Below are 18,711 nucleotides of genomic sequence, written 5' to 3'. Positions count from 1 at the left end.
GAGCCTGCATAGCGCACCAGCCGGGCAGCGGCGCTAGTTAAACTGCGGCAGCCATGCCTTATTACTTTCCAGCACTTCTTCAAGCAGCGCCTGAGCGATGTTGACATCCGCCACCAGCGGGTTGGCAATCAGCGCCAGCAGCGCCTGTTGCTTATCGCCGTGGACGGCCGCTTCAATCGTCAGCCGCTCAAAGTCTTTTACCTGCTGCGTCAGGCCGTTCATCAGCGGCGGCAGCTTGCCAAACGCCAGCGGATGAGCGCCGAGAGCGTCTATCACGCAGTTGGTTTCGATAACCGCATCGTCCGGCAGGCCCTGAATCGCACCGTTATTGGCGGTGTTGACCACCATTTGCCTGCCGAGGTTGTTGTACAGAGCGTCGATAAGCTCCAGCGCCACCTCGGAATAAAACGAGCCGCCACGCTGGCTAAGTTGCTCCGGCTTTTTGTCGAGCTGCGGGCTGGCATAAAGTTCAAACAGCTCGGCTTCAACCTTCATTACCTGCTCGGCACGGGTGCCTTTACCGCTGGCAGCATCGGCCAGTTCGTCTTTGAGCATGGTGCGGGTTTGCCAGAAATAGCGGTGATAAGGGCAGGGAATAGCCTTCAGGGCGCGCAGCAGCGCCGGAGGCCACGGAATGGCTTTGATGTTGTTCATCGAAAGCTGCTCGCCGTCGCACAGCATTTCGATGACTTCGGCGGTGGCGTCCCGCCCATCGGCAATGACTTCGTGCACCCAAACCATGTGATTGAGCCCGGCAAAGCGCAGCGTCACTTTGTCATAAGGCAGTTTCAGCATTTCGGCGATGGTGTGGTGCATGGTCACCGGCACGTTACAAAGGCCAACGATCTTCGCGTTGCTGTAGCGGGACACCGCCTCGGTCACGATACCCGCCGGATTGGTGAAATTGATTATCCAGGCATCAGGCGCAAGGCGCTCTACACGTTTAGCAATATCCAGCATCACTGGAATAGTGCGCAGCGCTTTGGCAAAACCGCCGACGCCGGTGGTTTCCTGGCCCAGCAGCTCGTGACTTAGTCCGAGGCGCTCGTCTGCGGCACGAGCGGGCAACTGACCAACGCGCAGCTGGGTCAGCACAAAGCTGGAACCGGAAATCGCAGTATCTGGATCAAAGTGAACCGAAACTTTGACCTGCTCAAGCCCCTTACTAACGAACATGCGGCGGGCAAGGGCGGCGATAATCTCTACTTTTTCACGCCCGGCTTCCACGTCCACCAGCGCCAGCTCCGTCATCGGCAGGGCGGCATGGCGCAGGATCAGGCCTTCAATCAGTTCCGGGGTGTAGCTGCTGCCCCCGCCCACAACGGTAATTTTCATCTCTCTCTCCCGGTCCGGTCAGGCCATTAAAGTGATGGCTTTATCCAGCACGCGGTCGCCGCGCATGGTGCCGTAATCCATCATGTCGATAACCGCGACTGGCTTACCAAGCGGGGCAGAAAGTTCGGTCAGGCGAGCCAGTTCGAACTGCACCTGCGGGCCAAGCAGCACGACGTCTGCGCTGGAGAGGTGGCTTTCAATCTCGGCGACCGACACGGCATCAATCTGCACATCCAGGGCGCGCTTCGTTGCCTCTGTGCGCATTTTTTGCACCAGCATGCTGGTGGACATTCCCGCGGCGCAACATAACATGATCTTTTTCATTACCTTTCCTCTCAAAAATGAAAACCTGTTTCAAACAACAGCGCGTTTATTCAGCATGTATGAAAATTATTTTCATGACCGTGATCTGCGTTGGATTATTGATTTCCCGAATAGCAAAGCAATTTGCAGCAGGATGCGGTATGGCTGAGAGAAGGCATGCGGCAACCACGCCGCAGTAATTGAAAAATAATTTCAAAGCACTATGATGACTTATCAACCCGTGACGCAGACACAAGGAACCCATACCTCGATGGATATTGTTTATCACCTGGTCCACGGGTTAGCCGACTCATCTCCCCAGGAAACTCGCCTGGCCCGCTTTTTCCTGGAAAACTTCTTCCAGTTACCGGACGCCAGCATGGAACAGCTGGCTGCCAGGGCAGGCGTAAGCCAGGCGACGCTGCAACAGTTTGCCCGCACCATCGGCTGTAGCGACATGAACGACTTCCTGGGCCAGGTTCGCCACCAGCGTGACGACAGCCGCGTGCAGCAGGCGCTGGCCGTACCGTCTCAGGTTTTGGGCGACGCGGCCTGGGTGGATAACGAAACTCTGCAATACCTCGCCAATCGAGGCGGCGTGGCAAAGGACGTACTGGAACGTTTTTCTCATTCCATCGGGCGGGATACCGACGGCGATATCATCATGCGCATCCGCCAGCGGCTTGCGGAGTTCAGCCAGCAAGAGTCCCGGGTCGCCCAGGCGATACTCGACGATCCCGGCTTCGCCGCATCGGCAACCATCGATCAACTGGCCCAGGCCGCAGGCGTTAGCCCGGCAACGATTACCCGCTTTGCGCGGGCGGCGGGCTGCGACGATATACGCGACCTGCGCATGAAACTGGCTCAGGCCAGTACGGCACTGCCGGGCAGCGGGCTGTCATCACGCTGGCAGCAGCGGCTAAACGGCATTCAACAAACGCTGAACCAGCAGCTGGAAATGCTCCAGGAGGCTGCTGTTGCACGGGCAATAGCGCTGCTTAAACGCGCCAACGCAATCCATATCTTTAGTGCCGGAGCGGCGGACACGCCTTTCGCCAACCTGCTGCAATACCGGTTGTTAACCCAGGGACTACCGGCGAGCGTCTGCTCCGACCCTGCGCTGATGAGCTTTACCGCCTCAATGTTAAATAGCGGCCAGGCGATGATCGTCCTTGCCGGTTCTGGGCCGGACGGCGCGTTGCTGGCAGCGGTACAGCAGGCTAGAAAGCAGGGGGCGGAAGTGATTATGGTTACCAGCGATCCGGGCGCGACCGCACATGCCAAAGATATTCTGTTATCTCCCGGCGACGGTCGCTACGGTTCGCTGCTGATTATTGATTTACTGTGCGACGGCGTAGCCGCCGGGCCGGAAGCGAGCGGTGGCTCTGAGTTTTAAAATCAAAGCAGCATTACCCACTCGAGGAATGTCGTTTTTTGCTATACCTGAAAGGCTTATACCAACTAACAGGGATCAAACGATGCGTACCACAACGTGTTTTAAAGTTGCTTGTCTGGCAGGATTGTTAGCGTTGGCGGGGTGTGCTTCAAAAACCACCGCGCCGGAAAAATACTCTGGGTTTTTAAAAGATTATTCCGGCCTGCAGGAAACCAAATCTGCAACCGGGAAAACGGTTATGCGCTGGGTTGACCCGAATTTCAAACCCGCGAATTACGACAGTCTGGTTTATAACCCGGTAGTTTATTATCCGGTTCCAAAACCAACGACGCAAATAGGCCAACAAACACTGGACGGTTTGCTGGCTTATACCAACACCAAATTAAAAGCCGCGGCGCAGCAACGTAAGCCGCTGGTCACCACGCCTGGCCCGCATAGCCTGATTTTCCGCGGGGCCATTACCGGCGTGGATAGCAGCAAGGAAGGGCTACAGTTCTATGAGGTTATCCCTGTTGCCATGGTCGTAGCGGGCACGCAGATGGCTACCGGCCACCGTACCATGGACACCAATCTCTACTTTGAAGGCGAGCTGATTGACGCTGCAACCAATAAACCGGTACTGCGAGTGGTGCGTAAAGGCGAGGGCAAAACGCTCAATAATGAGAATGCCAAAGTGACCGTCGATACGTTGAAACAGGTTGTTGATGGCCTGGCAACGGATGCCACGATGTTTGACGTTCCGAATAAATAATCGCTTTAATTCAGACAAAAAACCGCAGCTCATCGCTGCGGTTTTTTTATTACGCCAGCTTTCTGCGCCAGGGTAGCCACTGCTCGGGTTTGGCAAACATCACCAGGTTACCCACCAGAATCATCACCAGGCCGAGCACAGCGTTAGCGTGCCAGACATGACCCTCGTAAACCGTCGATAACGAAAGCGCCACCAGCGGGAACAGCAGCGTACTGTAGGCCGCCTGGCTCGCGCCGATGCGGCCTACCAGCGTGAAATAGGCACCAAAGGCGATAACCGAGCCGAAAATCGCCAGGTAGAGCAGCGAGCCGATATAGCGCACGCTAAAGTCCGGCATAAACGACTCTCCGCCTGCCAGCGCCACCAGCCCCATAATGGCGGTGCCGTAAAACATCGCGTAGGTGTTAGTGGAGAGCGTTTCCAGGCCACGGCTCTGGTGGCGGGTGCTGATCATATTGCCGAGCGAGAACCCGAAAGTGCCGAGCGCGCTAAGGCCAATGCCAATTAACAGCGAAGGCGCAAGCTGGGTAGCAACCAGATCATGCCAGAACATGGCGATAATCCCCGCTATCCCCAGAGCTGCCGCAGGCAGAACGCGTGGTGACGGCTTTTTGCGGAAGAACAGCATATTGTTGAAGGCGTTAAACAGCACCGCCATCGAGAAGATGACCGACTCCAGGCCGGAACTGATATAAGCCGCTGCGTGATAAAAGCAGAAGAAGTTGAAGCCAAACACGCACGCGCCCTGTAGCACGCAAAACAGATGATCTTTAAGCGCGATGCGCTTCAGGCGGCCCAGCGCCAGCAACGTGACCAGCATCACCACGGCCGCTACGGCAAAGCGCCAGAAAATGGAAACGGGTACGGACACCACTCCCTGTTGCATATAAATAGCAATCCAGGTAGTTCCCCAAATCACCACCACCAGAATATAAAGCAAAGCGTTCATTGAATTTCTCATTAGTCCGGAACATGGGATGAGTATCAATCGCGGCTCTTAAAAGCGCTTTCACCCGCCTGCGGGACTTGCATATTCTTGCGGTTTTTTTTCACCGCGATGCTGGCGACTAAGGCGCGCAATCCCTAAACTAGCAGACATGTTCCAGAAGCTAAATTCCCCAATGACCGCGTCTTATCACGCCTTCGAAACGTTGCAAAAGCACAAAGCCCGCCTGAACGGTAGCGTTCAGCTTGGCTCCGGTATTCAGCTTGCGGCCTGGTCAAACGGCGACGACTGCATTACCCAGCGCAGCGATCACCACACGCTCAGCTTGTATGTAACCGAGGGGTATGAAACCTATCAGAAAACGGCCTCCGGCTGGCGCAACGGCGGTGGGCCCGATCGTTTCTGCATCATGCCGGAGGACAGCGAGTCAACCTGGGACGTACGGGATGAGTTCTCATTTGTTCATCTCTACTGTACGGACGAACACCTGCGGGATATTGCCGAACAGATTTGGGAACGCAGCCCGGCGGGGATTAATCTTGATGAAAAAACGTTTGCCGATGATCCGCGAATAACCCAGCTGTATCGCCATTTTTTGCTGAGTAGCGACTGGCAGCAGCGAGCCAATCATCTGACGTTAAGCACCGCTTCAACGCTCTTGCTGACGCATCTTGTGCAGCATTACAGCAGCGTACAGTGGAAACTGCCGACGGTTCGCGGCGGGCTGGCGCCTGCGGCGTTACGCAACGCTCAGGCTTATATTGAGCAGAATATCAGTGAATCGCTGACGCTGGGCGAACTTGCTCAACTCGCGGGCCTGAGTGAATATCACTTTGCCCGTATGTTTAAACAGTCCACCGGCCTTGCACCGCACCAGTACGTGATGCAGCGCAGAATGGCGAGGGCGGAGCAACTGGTACGCCACGGACAGTTGCCGCTGACGGATATCGCCATGGCCTGCGGGTTCAGCTCGCCAAGCCATTTCAGCAACCGCTTCAGGAGCGTATTCGGCGCAACGCCTTCACAGCTACGCGCGCTTAAATAGCGAAAACGCCGTATAACAAAAACCCCCTGCAACCAGCCCCCAGAAGGCCGAACTCACGCCCAGCAGGTTCACGCCGGATGCGGTGGCCAGAAACGTCACGATTGCCGCATCCCTTTCGCGCTCGTGGTTTAGCCCCTGATGCAAACTCCCGGCGATGGTGCCCAACAGCGCCAGCCCGGCAAGAGTATGTATCCAAGCCAGCGGCAGCGCGGTGAGCAGCGCTGAAATCGAACCGCCAAAGATCCCCGCAATCAGATAAAACACCCCGGCGGCCGCGGCGGCCATCCAGCGTTTGTCTTTATCAGGATGCGCTTCACCGCTCTGGCAGATGGCTGCGGTAATGGCCGCGATACACACGGAAAACACGCCAAACGGCGCAAGCAGCAGGGCGATTGCGGCGGTAACCACCATCAACGGTGAAACGGGAATGTTGTAGCCAGACGCCTTCAGCGTCGCCACGCCGGGCGCATTTTGGGAAGCCATCGTCACCAGGAAGAAAGGAACGCCGATGCCCAGCAGGCTGGTGAGGCTGAACGCGGGCGCAGTGAATTCTGGAATAATCAGGGAAACAGGAACCGCGTTGGCATTCATCTCGCCGCCGACAAGGCAAATCGCCAGCCCGGCAAGCATTGCCGCCACTACGGCATAACGCGGGGCGAATACCTTCGCGAGCAGCCAGGCCAGAAACATACTGCCGCTCAGTAAAAAGTGACCCTGTAACGAAGTGAATGCCTCAAGCCCGAAGCGCAGCAGTACTCCGGCCAGCATTGCCGCCGAAAGCGTAGGAGGAATAACGCGCATCAGCCGTGCGAAAAGCCCGGTCGCGCCGCAGATCAGGATAAGCAAAGACGCAAAAATAAATACGCCAACAGCTTCATTAAGGCTGGTGCCGGGCAGGCTGGTAGCCAGCAGCGCCGCGCCGGGCGTTGACCATGCCGTCAGCACCGGCACGCGATACCAAAGCGTAAGCGCCAGGGTACTGACGCCCATTGCAATCCCCAGCATCGTCAGCCAGCCAGCTATCTGGTGGGCATTCGCCCCTGCTGCGTCGGCGGCCTGCCAGATAATAGCGGCCGAACTGGCGTAGCCGACCAGCACGGCAACAAACCCGGCCAGCACGGTGGGTAGCGGAGGAAAGGAAAGACGCATGATGTTCTCGTTTGTGCGTTATAACGTCCGGCGAATATAGCATTGTGCGTTATAGCGCACAAGGCGCTATACTACGCCGCCAAAGGAGAGTGATATGGATATAGCATTACATCTGGCTAATACCCTGAAAGACCTGCGCCAGGCGCGGGGCTGGAGCCTGACTCTCGCCGCCGGGAAAACCGGCGTTTCGAAAGCGATGCTCGGGCAGATCGAACGCAATGAATCCAGTCCGACGGTGGCGACGCTCTGGAAGATAGCCACCGGCTTTAACGTGCCGTTCTCGGTATTTCTTGAGGCGGAAGCCGCGCCCGCTCGCCCGGTATTTGATCCGCAGCAGCAGGATATGGTGGTGGTGCCCATTTTCCCTTATGACCCGCAGCTACGTTTCGATCATTTCTCTATCCGGCTTGCACCGGGGGCGCTTAGCGAGTCCTCCGCACACGACCACGGCGTGGTGGAGCATGTGGTGGTAATTACTGGCGAGCTGGAGATGAAAATCGACGGTGAATGGCGGCTTTTACGCGCGGGAGAAGGGGTTAAATTTCACGGTGATCGGCCTCATGCATACCGTAATCCCGGCGCTGATGAGACACATTTCCATTCGCTGATTCACTATCCGATGACGACGGCGTAACGTCTCTTTTTTGCACTATTTTGCATGAGCGGAATCATCTCCGGATTGGCATAAACGGCTGTAATCAGAAGAGATAATCTCTGTGAGCCGGCTATGTTCCGTTCACCGGTAAATCTGCTTCCTCTGCACGTTCTGCGAACGGTGAACGTGTCAGGGGAAATTCCGCCATTCCCCCTGACAACCCCCGGCGCCCGGCAAACTCATCGCCGCTAAAGCGGTAAACCCACCGTCTATCACCCAAACATTCGGGGTCGTTCGCGATCCGTTCCCGACGATCGCTCTCTTTCGCTGCTCCCGGCAGCTCCACCCCGCCTGAAATGGGTCAAAGCCGGGGACGATGAGAGCCTGGGACAAGGGCGTGGCTGCGGAAACTAACGCGACGTGGGGTTGGAATGTGGCTGCAAGCCTGAAGCGCGGCACTTGTTCCGGCTTAAATCGCCTCAGTTTTCTCTCCGACTGACCAGGGTCCGGACGCCGGGAGCGGGCGGAGGCTGTGAGCGTCGGGAACGCATCTCAGCCGACCCAGGGCTGGGAGATAAAACGGAGGTTTACCGCTTGCGGCGATTTATCTCGCCGGGAGTCCGGGTTCTCAGGGGAGTGACGGTGACTCCCCTGAGACGTTCACGGGTGCCGGAGCTACATAAGCAGCGGGATATTGCGTGAACGGAATTATCTCCGGGTTCGCATACACGACTATAACCAGAAGAGATAACCCCTGCATGTCCGGCTTTGTTCCGTTCACCCGCACAGCAGATTATCTCTGCCATTACAGCGCACGGTGAACGTGTCAGGGGAAATTCCGCCATTCCCCCTGACAACCCCCGGCGCCCGGCAAACTCATCGCCGCTAAAGCGGTAAACCCACCGTCTATCACCCAAACATTCGGGGTCGTTCGCGATCCGTTCCCGACGATCGCTCTCTTTCGCTGCTCCCGGCAGCTCCACCCCGCCTGAGTTGGGTCAAAGCCGGGGGCGATGAGAGCCGGGGACAAGGGCGTGGCTGCGAGATTTAATCGACGCGGAGGTTCAGAGTGGCTGTGGGATTAAAGCGCGGCACTTGTTCCGGCTTAAATCGTCTCCGGTTTTTCTCCGACTGACCAGGGTCCGGACGCCGGGAGCGGGCGGAGGCTGTGAGCGTCGGGAACGCATCTCAGCCGACCCAGGGCTGGGAGATAAAACGGAGGTTTACCGCTTGCGGCGATTTATCTCGCCGGGAGTCCGGGTGCTCAGGGGAGTGACGGTGACTCCCCTGAGACGTTCACGGGTGCCGGAGCTACATAAGCAGCGGGATATTGCGTGAACAGAACCGTCGCCGATCCTGCATAGATGATATTTATGACCGGGAGACAGTGTTTTTGCGCCGGGGAAGTGACTACAATACCCGCCTTTCGACCATTACAGAACACGACAAACTATGCGCCTGCACGCGAATCAACTTGAATTACTCAGCCCTGCCCGTGATACCGCCATCGCCCGCGAAGCCATTCTTCATGGCGCGGATGCGGTTTATATCGGCGGGCCTGGCTTTGGCGCACGCCACAACGCGGGGAACAGCCTGCAAGACCTGGCTGAACTTGTGCCGTTTGCCCACCGTTATGGGGCGAAGATCTTTGTCACTCTGAACACCATTCTGCATGACGACGAGCTGGAGCCTGCGCGCTCGATGATTATTGACCTCTACGAGGCCGGTATTGATGCGCTTATCGTTCAGGATATGGGCGTGCTGGAGATGGACTTGCCGCCGATTGAGCTGCACGCCAGTACCCAGTGTGACATTCGTAGCGTGGAAAAAGCGAAGTTTCTTTCTGATGCGGGCTTCTCGCAAATCGTGCTGGCGCGCGAGCTGAACCTGCAACAAATTGCCGCTATCCACCAGGATGTTGACGCGACGATTGAATTCTTTATCCACGGTGCGCTGTGCGTGGCGTATTCCGGGCAGTGTAATATTTCCCATGCCCAGACGGGGCGCAGCGCGAACCGCGGCGACTGTTCTCAGGCCTGCCGCCTGCCGTACACCCTGAAAGATGACCAGGGACGCGTGGTGGCTTACGAAAAACACCTGCTGTCGATGAAAGACAACGACCAGAGCGCCAACCTTGCGGCGCTGGTGGACGCGGGCGTGCGCTCCTTCAAGATTGAAGGCCGCTACAAAGATATGAGCTACGTGAAAAACATCACCGCTTATTATCGCCAACTGCTCGACGAGCTGATGGAAGGGCGCAGCGACCTGACCCGCGCCTCTGCGGGCGTGACCTCCCACTACTTTATTCCGTCGCCGGACAAGACTTTCCACCGCGGCAGCACCGATTACTTTGTTAACGAGCGTAAAATCGACATCGGCGCGTTCGACTCGCCGAAGTTCGTGGGCCTGCCGGTTGGCGAAGTGCTTAAGGTCAGCAAAGATCACCTCGACGTTAACACCACCGACACGTTAACCAACGGCGACGGTCTGAACGTGCTTATCAAGCGTGAAATTGTCGGCTTCCGCGCTAATACGGTGGAAAAAACCGGTAAAAATCAGTACCGTATCTGGCCAAATGAAATGCCGGATATGCTGAAGAAGCTGCGTGCAAATCATCCGCTCAACCGCAACCTGGACCATAACTGGCAGCAGGCGCTGCTGAAAACCTCCAGCGAACGTCGCGTGGCGGTGGATATTGAACTGAGCGGTCACCAGCAGCAGCTGGTGATGAAGGTGACCAGCGAAGAGGACGTCAGCGTTACGCAAACCCTCGACGGCCAGTTTGACGTTGCCAATAATCCGCAGAAAGCCTTCGACAGCCTGCGTGACGGCCTCACCAAACTCGGGCAGACCATGTATTCTTCCCGCGCGGTGAACATTATGCTGGCCGAAGCGCTGTTTGTGCCGAACGCCCAGCTCAACCAGCTGCGCCGCGATGCTATCGAGCAGCTAACCGAAGCGCGTCTGCAAAGCTATAAGCGCGGCAGCCGCAAACCGGTTAGCGTTCCGCCTCCGGTCTACCCGGACAGCCACCTCAGCTTCCTGGCAAACGTCTATAATCATAAGGCGCGTGAGTTCTATCACCGCTATGGCGTGCAGCTGATTGACGCCGCCTACGAGGCGCACGAAGAGAAGGGCGAAGTCCCGGTGATGATAACCAAACACTGCCTGCGCTTCGCCTTTAACCTGTGCCCGAAACAGGCAAAGGGGAACATCAAGAGCTGGAAGGCAACCCCGATGCAGCTGGTGCACGGTGACGAAGTGCTGACCCTGAAATTTGACTGCCGTCCGTGCGAAATGCACGTCATTGGCAAGATGAAAAACCACATTCTGAAAATGCCGCTGCCTGGAAGCGTAGTTGCCTCCATCAGCCCGGATGAGTTAATGAAAACGCTGCCGAGCAAGGCAAAACGTTAACCATTACCTGAATATTTCAAACCGCTCTGCGTGAGCGGTTTTTTTTAATCAAACTGCATTAATTTAAATATATTTAGTGACGGGCTGAATTATTACCCAATTAAATAGTAGCGCAATGAGTGTGAAACTTAACCAGTTGTTGCACGGCATTTAGACGCTTTGCGTCGTGCAAGGCTCAACTTCACGATTTTTCGTTATATCTCATTTTCTTAATACTGTTCTAAGATTTCTTTGTTAAATTCTTTCTATTGATTACCCGTTTAGCTAAACAGGGCGTACTCTTCTAATGTTGTGCTTTTATTTAAACAGCCTGCTTCATTATCCCGTCAGCTTTTGGCGTTCAGCGATTTAATAAGGAATCCACGTAATGAGTGATTTTCTGCCTTTTTCACGTCCGGCGTTAGGCGCGGAGGAAATTGCAGCGGTATCTGAGGTCTTGCTTTCCGGCTGGATAACCACCGGGCCAAAGAACCAGGCGCTTGAACAGGCATTTTGTGAGCTAACCGGCAATAAGCATGCGATTGCGGTCAGCTCCGCGACCGGCGGGATGCACGTCACCCTGATGGCTCTGGGGCTCCAGCCTGGCGATGAGGTTATCACTCCTTCTCTGACGTGGGTTTCCACGCTGAATATGATTGTGTTACTCGGCGCAGAGCCGGTGATGATTGACGTAGACAGAGACACGTTAATGGTCACCCCGGAAGCTATCGAAGCCGCTATTACGCCGCGTACTAAAGCCATCGTCCCGGTTCACTACGCGGGCGCGCCTGCCGATATCGACGCTATCCGCGCGATTGGCGAGCGCCACGGCATTCCGGTTATCGAAGATGCTGCTCACGCGGCTGGTACCGAATATAAAGGCAAACACGTCGGCTCTCAGGGCACCGCTATCTTCTCGTTCCATGCGATTAAAAACATGACCTGCGCGGAAGGCGGCCTGATCGTTACCGACAACGACGAATTTGCCAACCGTATCCGCAGCCTGAAGTTCCACGGGCTGGGCGTGGATGCGTTCGACCGCCAGACTCATGGCCGTGCGCCGCAGGCGGAAGTTATCTCTCCAGGCTATAAATACAACCTGGCGGACATCAACGCCGCCATCGCGCTGGTGCAGTTAGGCAAGCTGAAAGAGCTGAATGCCCGTCGCCACGAGATTGCCCAGCGCTATCTCAAAGAGCTGGCCGACACGCCGTTCCTGCCGCTTTCCGTGCCTGAGTGGCAGCATCGCCACGCCTGGCATCTGTTTATTATCCGCGTTGATGAAGCGGCCTGCGGTATTTCCCGCAGCGGCCTGATGGACGCCCTGAAACAGCGCGGCATCGGCACCGGTCTGCATTTCCGCGCCGCCCATACGCAAAAATATTACCGCGAACGCTACCCGCAGCTTCAACTGCCGAACAGCGAGTGGAACAGCGACAGGATCTGTTCGATCCCGCTGTTCCCGACCATGACTGATGACGACACCACGCGAGTGATCGCCGCATTACGTGAAATAGCAGGACTTTAAGATGATGACCCCGGCTCCAATCAAGAAAGTATCCATCGTAATCCCGGTCTACAACGAACAGGACAGCCTGCCTGAACTGCTGCGTCGTACCTCGGAGGCTTGCCAGAAGCTCAACCGTGATTATGAAATTCTGCTGGTCGATGACGGCAGCAGCGACGACTCCGCCGCGATGCTGACCCGCGCGGCAGAAGCGCCGGACAGCCACATTGTGGCAGTACTGTTGAACCGTAACTACGGCCAGCATTCGGCGATTATGGCGGGCTTTAGCCACGTTACCGGCGACCTTATCGTCACGCTGGACGCCGACCTGCAAAACCCGCCGGAAGAGATCCCTCGCCTGGTTGAGAAGGCCGACGAAGGCTATGACGTTGTCGGCACCGTTCGCCAGAACCGCCAGGACAGCTGGTTCCGCAAGCGCGCATCTAAAATGATCAACCACCTGATCCAGCGCACCACCGGCAAAGCGATGGGCGACTACGGCTGTATGCTGCGCGCCTACCGCCGCCACATTATCGACGCGATGCTGCACTGCCACGAGCGCAGCACCTTTATCCCTATCCTGGCGAACACCTTTGCCCGCCGGGCGATAGAAATCCCGGTGCACCACGACGAGCGCCAGTTCGGTGACTCGAAGTACAGCTTTATGCGCCTTATCAACCTGATGTATGACCTGATCACCTGCCTGACCACCACGCCGCTGCGTTTGCTGAGCGTAGTGGGCAGCATTATCGCGCTGTCCGGTTTCGGCCTCGCGGTGCTGCTGGTGGTGCTGCGTCTTGCCCTTGGCCCGCAGTGGGCTGCGGACGGGGTGTTTATGCTCTTTGCCGTACTGTTCACCTTCATTGGCGCTCAGTTTATCGGTATGGGGCTGCTGGGTGAGTACATCGGCCGTATCTATAACGACGTGCGCGCGCGCCCTCGTTACTTTATTCAACGCGTAGTTAGCAGTGAAACCGCATTATCTTCAGAGGAAAATCAATAATGAAAGCAGTTGTTTTTGCCTATCACGATATGGGCTGTGTGGGCGTTCGTGCCCTTGTTGAAGCTGGCTATGACATCGCGGCAATTTATACTCACCCGGATAACGCGGCTGAGAATAACTTCTTTGGTTCCGTTGCCCGCACTGCGGCAGAATTCGGTATCCCGGTTTTTGCGCCGGAAGACGTTAACCACCCGCTTTGGGTTGACCGTATCAAAGAAGCCCAGCCGGAAGTGATTTTCTCTTTCTACTATCGCAATCTGCTGAGCGAAGAGATCATCAACAGCGCATCCGTAGGCGCATTCAACCTGCACGGCTCCCTGCTGCCTAAATTCCGTGGCCGCGCGCCGCTGAACTGGGTGCTGGTGAAAGGTGAAACCGAAACCGGCGTTACCCTGCACCGCATGGTAAAACGCGCTGACGCGGGTGACATTGTTGCTCAGGAACGCGTGGCGATTGCCGCAGAAGATACCGCTCTGACCCTGCACCACAAGCTTTGCGAAACTGCAAAATCCCTGCTGGCCAGCGCGCTGCCGGTTATCAAAACCGGCCACTTCCCGCAGACCGCACAGGATGACAGCCAGGCAACCTATTTTGGTGGCCGTTCTCCAAAAGACGGCGCTATCAGCTGGGAAGGCAGCGCTGCCGAAGCCAACAACCTGGTGCGTGCGGTAACCGAGCCGTGGCCGGGCGCGTTCAGCTACGTGGGCGGCAGCAAGTTTATAGTCTGGAAAAGCCGCGTGCTGGACAGCAATAACGGCGCTAAAGCAGGCACCGTGCTCTCCGTTAGCCCGCTGGTTATTGCCTGCGGCACCGGCGCGCTGGAAATCGTGACCGGCCAGGCCGAAAACGGCGTTTACATGCAGGGCTCCCAGCTTGCTCAGTCCCTGGGCCTGGTCAACGGCGCTATCCTCAGCAGCAAACCGGTATCGGCGATCAAACGCCGCACCCGCGTGCTGATCCTCGGCGTGAACGGCTTTATCGGTAACCACCTGACCGAGCGCCTGCTGCGCGATGACAACTTCGAAATCTTCGGCCTCGACATCGGTTCCGACGCTATCTCCCGCTTTATCGGCAACGAGCGCTTCCACTTTGTGGAAGGGGATATCAGCATTCACTCCGAGTGGATCGAATACCACATTAAGAAATGCGACGTGGTTCTGCCGCTGGTTGCTATCGCAACGCCTATCGAATACACCCGCAACCCGCTGCGCGTATTCGAACTGGACTTCGAAGAGAACCTGAAAATCATCCGCGACTGCGTGAAATACAAAAAACGCATTATCTTCCCGTCAACTTCCGAAGTGTACGGCATGTGTACCGACGCCTCGTTTGACGAAGATAACTCCCCGCTGATCGTTGGCCCAATCAACAAACAGCGCTGGATTTACTCGGTGTCCAAACAGCTGCTGGACCGCGTAATCTGGGCATACGGCGAGAAAGAAGGGCTGCGCTTCACGCTGTTCCGTCCGTTCAACTGGATGGGGCCGCGCCTGGACAACCTGAACGCCGCGCGTATCGGCAGCTCCCGCGCCATCACTCAGCTGATCCTTAACCTGGTTGAAGGCTCGCCTATCAAGCTTATCGACGGCGGCAAGCAGAAGCGCTGCTTCACCGATATCGGCGACGGCATTGAAGCGCTGTTCCGCATCATCGAGAACAAAAACAGCAACTGTGACGGCCAGATTATCAACATTGGTAACCCGGACAACGAAGCAAGCATCAAACAGCTGGCAGAAATGCTGCTGGAAAGCTTCGAACGCCACCCGCTGCGTAGCCAGTTCCCGCCGTTTGCCGGTTTCCGCGAAGTGGAAAGCAGCGCCTATTACGGCAAAGGCTACCAGGACGTTGAGCACCGTAAGCCGAGCATCCGCAACGCGCAGCGCCTGCTGAGCTGGACCCCGGAAGTTCATATGGAGAAAACCATCGACGAAACGCTGGACTTCTTCCTGAAAACCGTTGAACTCACGGACCCTGCTTCATGAGAAAAGTCGGCCTGCGCATTGATGTCGACACCTGGCGAGGCACCCGAGAAGGGGTGCCAAACCTTCTGGAGACGCTAAGTTTACATTCGACTCAGGCAACTTTTTTCTTCAGCGTTGGGCCAGACAACATGGGGCGCCACCTGTGGCGCCTGATCAAGCCTAAGTTCCTGTGGAAGATGCTGCGCTCCAACGCGGCATCGCTCTACGGCTGGGACATTTTGCTGGCGGGCACCGCATGGCCGGGGCGCAATATCGGCGCCGGTAATGCCGCGGTGATTGCCGCAGCGGCTGACCACCATGAAGTTGGCCTTCACGCCTGGGACCACCATGCCTGGCAGGCCTGGGCGGGCGTCTGGGAGCGTGAAAAGCTCGAACAGCAGATCCGCCTCGGGCTTGAAGCGTTGCAGAAAATCATCGGCCAGCCGGTAAGCTGCTCGGCTGTCGCAGGCTGGCGTGCCGACCAGCGCGTAGTGCAGGCCAAATCCGCTTTCCCGTTCCAGTACAACAGCGACTGCCGCGGTACCGCGCCGTTTATTCCGGTGCTGGCAAACGGCAAGCAGGCGGCGGTGCAAATCCCCGTCACGCTGCCGACCTGGGACGAGGTTATCGGGACTGAGGTTAATAAAGAAAACTTTAATCGCTATATTCTGGATAAAATTCATCAGGATAGCGGTACACCGGTTTACACCATTCATGCTGAAGTTGAGGGCATGGTGATGCGAGAATCCTTTAGTGAATTGCTGGCGATGGCCGCCGCCGAAGGGGTGCAGTTCTGCCCGCTAAGCGAGCTGCTGCCGGACGATTTATCCACGCTGCCGAAAGGCAAAATTGTGCGCGGGACAATCCCAGGCCGGGAAGGCTGGCTGGGTTGCCAACAACTTATAGAGTCTTGAACCGATGAAATCAGCAAAATATGGAATGACCCTGCTGGTCTGTTTTGCCTTACTTTACCTGGTGCCGCTGGAGTTTCGTGCTCTGTGGCAGCCAGATGAGACGCGTTACGCGGAAATCAGCCGCGAAATGTTGTTCTCCGGTAACTGGATCGTCCCACATTTTCTCGACCTGCGTTATTTCGAAAAGCCGGTTGCGGGCTACTGGATCAATAACATTAGCCAGCTGATCTTCGGTCATAACAATTTTGGGGTGCGTTTTGGCTCGGTCTTCTCGATTACCCTGAGCGCGTTGCTGACCGTGTGGCTGGCGTTCCGCCTGTGGCGTGACAAAACCGTTGCCGTACTCTCCGGCGTGATTTTCCTTACCTGCCTGCTGGTTTACGGCATCGGCACCTATTCGGTGCTCGACCCGATGATAACCCTGTGGCTGACGGCGGCTATGTGCAGCTTCTGGCTGGCGAGTACGGCGAAAACCACCGGTGGCAGAATTGGCGGTTATGTGCTGCTTGGCATGGCCTGCGGCATGGGCGTGATGACCAAAGGTTTTCTGGCGCTTGCGGTGCCGGTGATCGGCGTGCTGCCTTGGGTTATTGCGCAAAAACGCTGGAAAGAAGTGCTGCTGTTCGGGCCGCTGGCGGTACTGAGCGCGATACTTATCACGCTGCCGTGGGCGCTGGCGATCGCCAAAGCCGAGCCGGACTTCTGGAACTACTTCTTTTGGGTGGAGCATATTCAGCGTTTCGCCGAGAAAGACGCCCAGCACAAAGCGCCGTTCTGGTATTACATTCCGTTCCTGATTGCCGGAAGCCTGCCGTGGCTCGCGCTGCTGCCGGGTGCTTTAAAGCGCGGCTGGCAGGAACGAAACGAGCAGAGCGGGGCGTTCTACCTGCTGGGCTGGGTGATTATGCCGCTGCTGTTCTTCAGCATCGCCAAAGGCAAGCTGCCGACCTATATCCTGCCGTGCTTTGCGCCGCTGGCTATCCTGATGGCTCGCCACGCCGTGCAGCTGGCTCGTACGGGGTCGAAGGTGCTGCGTATCAACGGCTGGATCAACATGCTGTTCGGCCTGATCTGCGTGATTATCGTCGGCTTCGTGCTTGCGCCGTGGGGCCTGGCTAAACACCCCGTGTTTGCCGCCAACGAAACCCTGAAAGTGGTGCTCGGCTGTCTGGCGTTCGCGGTTTGGGGAGGGGTAGGCCTGTTTACCCTTAACAACAGCTCACAACGTTGGTTCTGGGCGGCCCTTTGTCCGCTGGGCCTGGCGCTGCTGGTGGGCGCGGTTATTCCCGCTAAAGTGGTTAATTCTAAACAGCCTCAGGCGTTTATTCACCAGATGCACGCCCAGTTGGAAGACAGCCGCTATATCTTTACCAACAACGTCGGCATCGGGGCGGGTATTGCCTGGGAGATGAAGCGCAGCGACATCAACCTTTACGGGCAGCGCGGCGAAGTAAGCTACGGCCTTGACTATCCGGAAGGCAAAGGGCGTTTTGTCAGCTACGAACATTTCAACGACTGGCTGGCCGAGCACCGCAAAGAGGGCAAAGTTTCACTGCTATTGCTGCTGTCTAACAATAGCGACCTGAGCGACCTCAAATTGCCAACGCCTGACCACCGCGCAAACAGCGGCCGCTTCGTGTTGCTCGAGTACGATGAGCAGCCATGAATATCGCGCTGATTATTCTGGCCAGCCTGCTTAGCTGCGGTGGCCAGCTGTGCCAGAAGCAGGCCGCGCAGGGTGAAGGGCGTCGGCACCTGCTGACCTGGCTCGGGCTGAGCATTGTGCTGCTCGGGCTGGGGATGCTGGTCTGGCTGTTGGTCCTGCAACATGTTGAAGTCAGCATCGCTTACCCGATGCTGAGCCTGAACTTTATCTTTGTCACCCTGGCGGCGCGCTGGATCTGGAAAGAAAAAGTTTCGACGCACCACTGGATAGGCGTGGTGCTGATTATGCTCGGCATCATCGCTCTCGGAGGACACGCCTGATGGGTTATATCTGGGCGTTAATGAGCGTACTGCTGGTGAGCGGGGCGCAGCTCGCCATGAAGTGGGCAATGATTCAGTTTCCCGCCGCTTCTTTAAGTCTCGACTTTGCCTGGGCGGTACTTTCCGGCGGCTACGCGCTGTTTGCGTTGTTGTGCGGGCTGGCGGCTTATGCGTTCTCGATGGGCTGCTGGTATCTGGCGCTGCGGCGTATTCCGCTCAGCAAAGCTTATCCGCTGCTTAGCCTCAGCTACGTTCTGGTGTGGGTTTCCGCCATCAATCTGCCGTGGCTGAATGAGGCGTTCAGCCCTGAAAAGCTAATCGGCGTGGCGGCGATTTTCTTCGGTCTGGTACTGATTTGCCTGCCGCATAATTTGCGCCAAAAAAAGGAAAAGTAATGCGCTAAATGTTCAGGCAAACTGACGGC

16 protein-coding genes are annotated in these 18,711 nt (G+C 56.8%); 12 read left to right on the top strand and 4 right to left on the bottom strand.

Annotation, left to right across the window (positions count from 1 at the left end; genetic code table 11):
• Positions 1 to 33 precede the first annotated feature (33 nt).
• Together FOC35_RS21210 and FOC35_RS21205 are read right to left on the bottom strand one after the other, a co-directional pair.
• Positions 34 to 1,335: a 6-phospho-beta-glucosidase gene (locus tag FOC35_RS21210; protein ID WP_172570130.1), complete on the bottom strand. Its 1,302-nt coding sequence runs from the start codon at positions 1,333 to 1,335 to the stop codon at positions 34 to 36.
• An 18-nt stretch (positions 1,336 to 1,353) separates the two neighbouring features.
• Positions 1,354 to 1,659, bottom strand: a complete 306-nt coding sequence (locus FOC35_RS21205; protein ID WP_039898171.1) for a PTS sugar transporter subunit IIB — start codon at positions 1,657 to 1,659, stop codon at positions 1,354 to 1,356.
• A 250-nt stretch (positions 1,660 to 1,909) separates the two neighbouring features.
• Between FOC35_RS21205 and FOC35_RS21200 the strand changes: the two genes are divergently transcribed.
• Both FOC35_RS21200 and FOC35_RS21195 read left to right on the top strand, forming a co-directional pair.
• Positions 1,910 to 3,034, top strand: a complete 1,125-nt coding sequence (locus tag FOC35_RS21200) for a MurR/RpiR family transcriptional regulator (protein WP_254065324.1) — start codon at positions 1,910 to 1,912, stop codon at positions 3,032 to 3,034.
• 82 nt (positions 3,035 to 3,116) lie between these two features.
• Positions 3,117 to 3,785, top strand: a complete 669-nt coding sequence (locus tag FOC35_RS21195) for a DUF3313 domain-containing protein (RefSeq protein ID WP_172570128.1) — start codon at positions 3,117 to 3,119, stop codon at positions 3,783 to 3,785.
• 49 nt (positions 3,786 to 3,834) lie between these two features.
• Here FOC35_RS21195 and FOC35_RS21190 read toward each other — a convergent pair whose 3' ends face one another.
• Entirely contained in the window at positions 3,835 to 4,734 is a 900-nt protein-coding gene (locus FOC35_RS21190) for a DMT family transporter (protein ID WP_172570127.1), read from the bottom strand.
• A 172-nt stretch (positions 4,735 to 4,906) separates the two neighbouring features.
• Between FOC35_RS21190 and FOC35_RS21185 the strand changes: the two genes are divergently transcribed.
• Positions 4,907 to 5,776: a helix-turn-helix domain-containing protein gene (locus FOC35_RS21185; RefSeq protein WP_172570126.1), complete on the top strand. Its 870-nt coding sequence runs from the start codon at positions 4,907 to 4,909 to the stop codon at positions 5,774 to 5,776.
• Here the strand turns inward: FOC35_RS21185 and FOC35_RS21180 are convergent.
• Complete coding sequence (locus FOC35_RS21180; protein ID WP_172570125.1) at positions 5,759 to 6,925, bottom strand: benzoate/H(+) symporter BenE family transporter; 1,167 nt, start codon at positions 6,923 to 6,925, stop codon at positions 5,759 to 5,761. The genes FOC35_RS21185 and FOC35_RS21180 overlap by 18 nt on opposite strands.
• 94 nt (positions 6,926 to 7,019) lie before the next feature.
• On the opposite strand from FOC35_RS21180, the gene FOC35_RS21175 reads away from it, so the two are divergent.
• The 9 genes from FOC35_RS21175 (at position 7,020) to arnF (ending at position 18,682) form a co-directional block, all read left to right on the top strand.
• A complete protein-coding gene (locus FOC35_RS21175; protein ID WP_172570124.1) occupies positions 7,020 to 7,559 on the top strand; it encodes a helix-turn-helix domain-containing protein in 540 nt (179 codons plus the stop codon).
• Positions 7,560 to 8,972: 1,413 nt separating this feature from the next.
• Positions 8,973 to 10,937: a U32 family peptidase gene (locus tag FOC35_RS21170; RefSeq protein WP_172570123.1), complete on the top strand. Its 1,965-nt coding sequence runs from the start codon at positions 8,973 to 8,975 to the stop codon at positions 10,935 to 10,937.
• A 367-nt stretch (positions 10,938 to 11,304) separates the two neighbouring features.
• Positions 11,305 to 12,444 carry a UDP-4-amino-4-deoxy-L-arabinose aminotransferase gene (gene arnB / locus FOC35_RS21165; RefSeq protein ID WP_016536207.1) on the top strand — a complete coding sequence of 380 codons (1,140 nt, stop codon included), beginning with the start codon at positions 11,305 to 11,307 and terminating at the stop codon, positions 12,442 to 12,444.
• Position 12,445: 1 nt separating this feature from the next.
• Complete coding sequence (arnC, locus tag FOC35_RS21160) at positions 12,446 to 13,426, top strand: undecaprenyl-phosphate 4-deoxy-4-formamido-L-arabinose transferase (protein ID WP_016536208.1); 981 nt, start codon at positions 12,446 to 12,448, stop codon at positions 13,424 to 13,426.
• Positions 13,426 to 15,408, top strand: coding sequence for a bifunctional UDP-4-amino-4-deoxy-L-arabinose formyltransferase/UDP-glucuronic acid oxidase ArnA (arnA, locus tag FOC35_RS21155; RefSeq protein WP_016536209.1), 1,983 nt, complete (start codon positions 13,426 to 13,428; stop codon positions 15,406 to 15,408). The genes arnC and arnA overlap by 1 nt, the downstream gene beginning before the upstream one ends.
• A complete protein-coding gene (gene arnD / locus FOC35_RS21150) occupies positions 15,405 to 16,301 on the top strand; it encodes a 4-deoxy-4-formamido-L-arabinose-phosphoundecaprenol deformylase (RefSeq protein WP_016536210.1) in 897 nt (298 codons plus the stop codon). The genes arnA and arnD overlap by 4 nt, the downstream gene beginning before the upstream one ends.
• A gap of 4 nt (positions 16,302 to 16,305) precedes the next feature.
• Positions 16,306 to 17,967 carry a lipid IV(A) 4-amino-4-deoxy-L-arabinosyltransferase gene (arnT, locus tag FOC35_RS21145; RefSeq protein WP_172570122.1) on the top strand — a complete coding sequence of 554 codons (1,662 nt, stop codon included), beginning with the start codon at positions 16,306 to 16,308 and terminating at the stop codon, positions 17,965 to 17,967.
• Entirely contained in the window at positions 17,964 to 18,287 is a 324-nt protein-coding gene (gene arnE, locus FOC35_RS21140) for a 4-amino-4-deoxy-L-arabinose-phosphoundecaprenol flippase subunit ArnE (RefSeq protein ID WP_016536212.1), read from the top strand. Before arnT ends, arnE begins: the two co-directional genes overlap by 4 nt.
• The gene (gene arnF / locus FOC35_RS21135) at positions 18,287 to 18,682 is read left to right on the top strand and encodes a 4-amino-4-deoxy-L-arabinose-phosphoundecaprenol flippase subunit ArnF (RefSeq protein ID WP_172570121.1); all 396 of its coding nucleotides are present in this window, start codon (positions 18,287 to 18,289) and stop codon (positions 18,680 to 18,682) included. The genes arnE and arnF overlap by 1 nt, the downstream gene beginning before the upstream one ends.
• Positions 18,683 to 18,711: the final 29 nt, after the last annotated feature.

This window comes from Cedecea sp. FDAARGOS_727, from assembly GCF_012273235.1.
GTDB classification, from domain to species: domain Bacteria; phylum Pseudomonadota; class Gammaproteobacteria; order Enterobacterales; family Enterobacteriaceae; genus Cedecea; species Cedecea davisae.
Note: the sequence above shows the minus strand (reverse complement) of the source record. Positions and strands in the feature narration are given on the sequence as shown.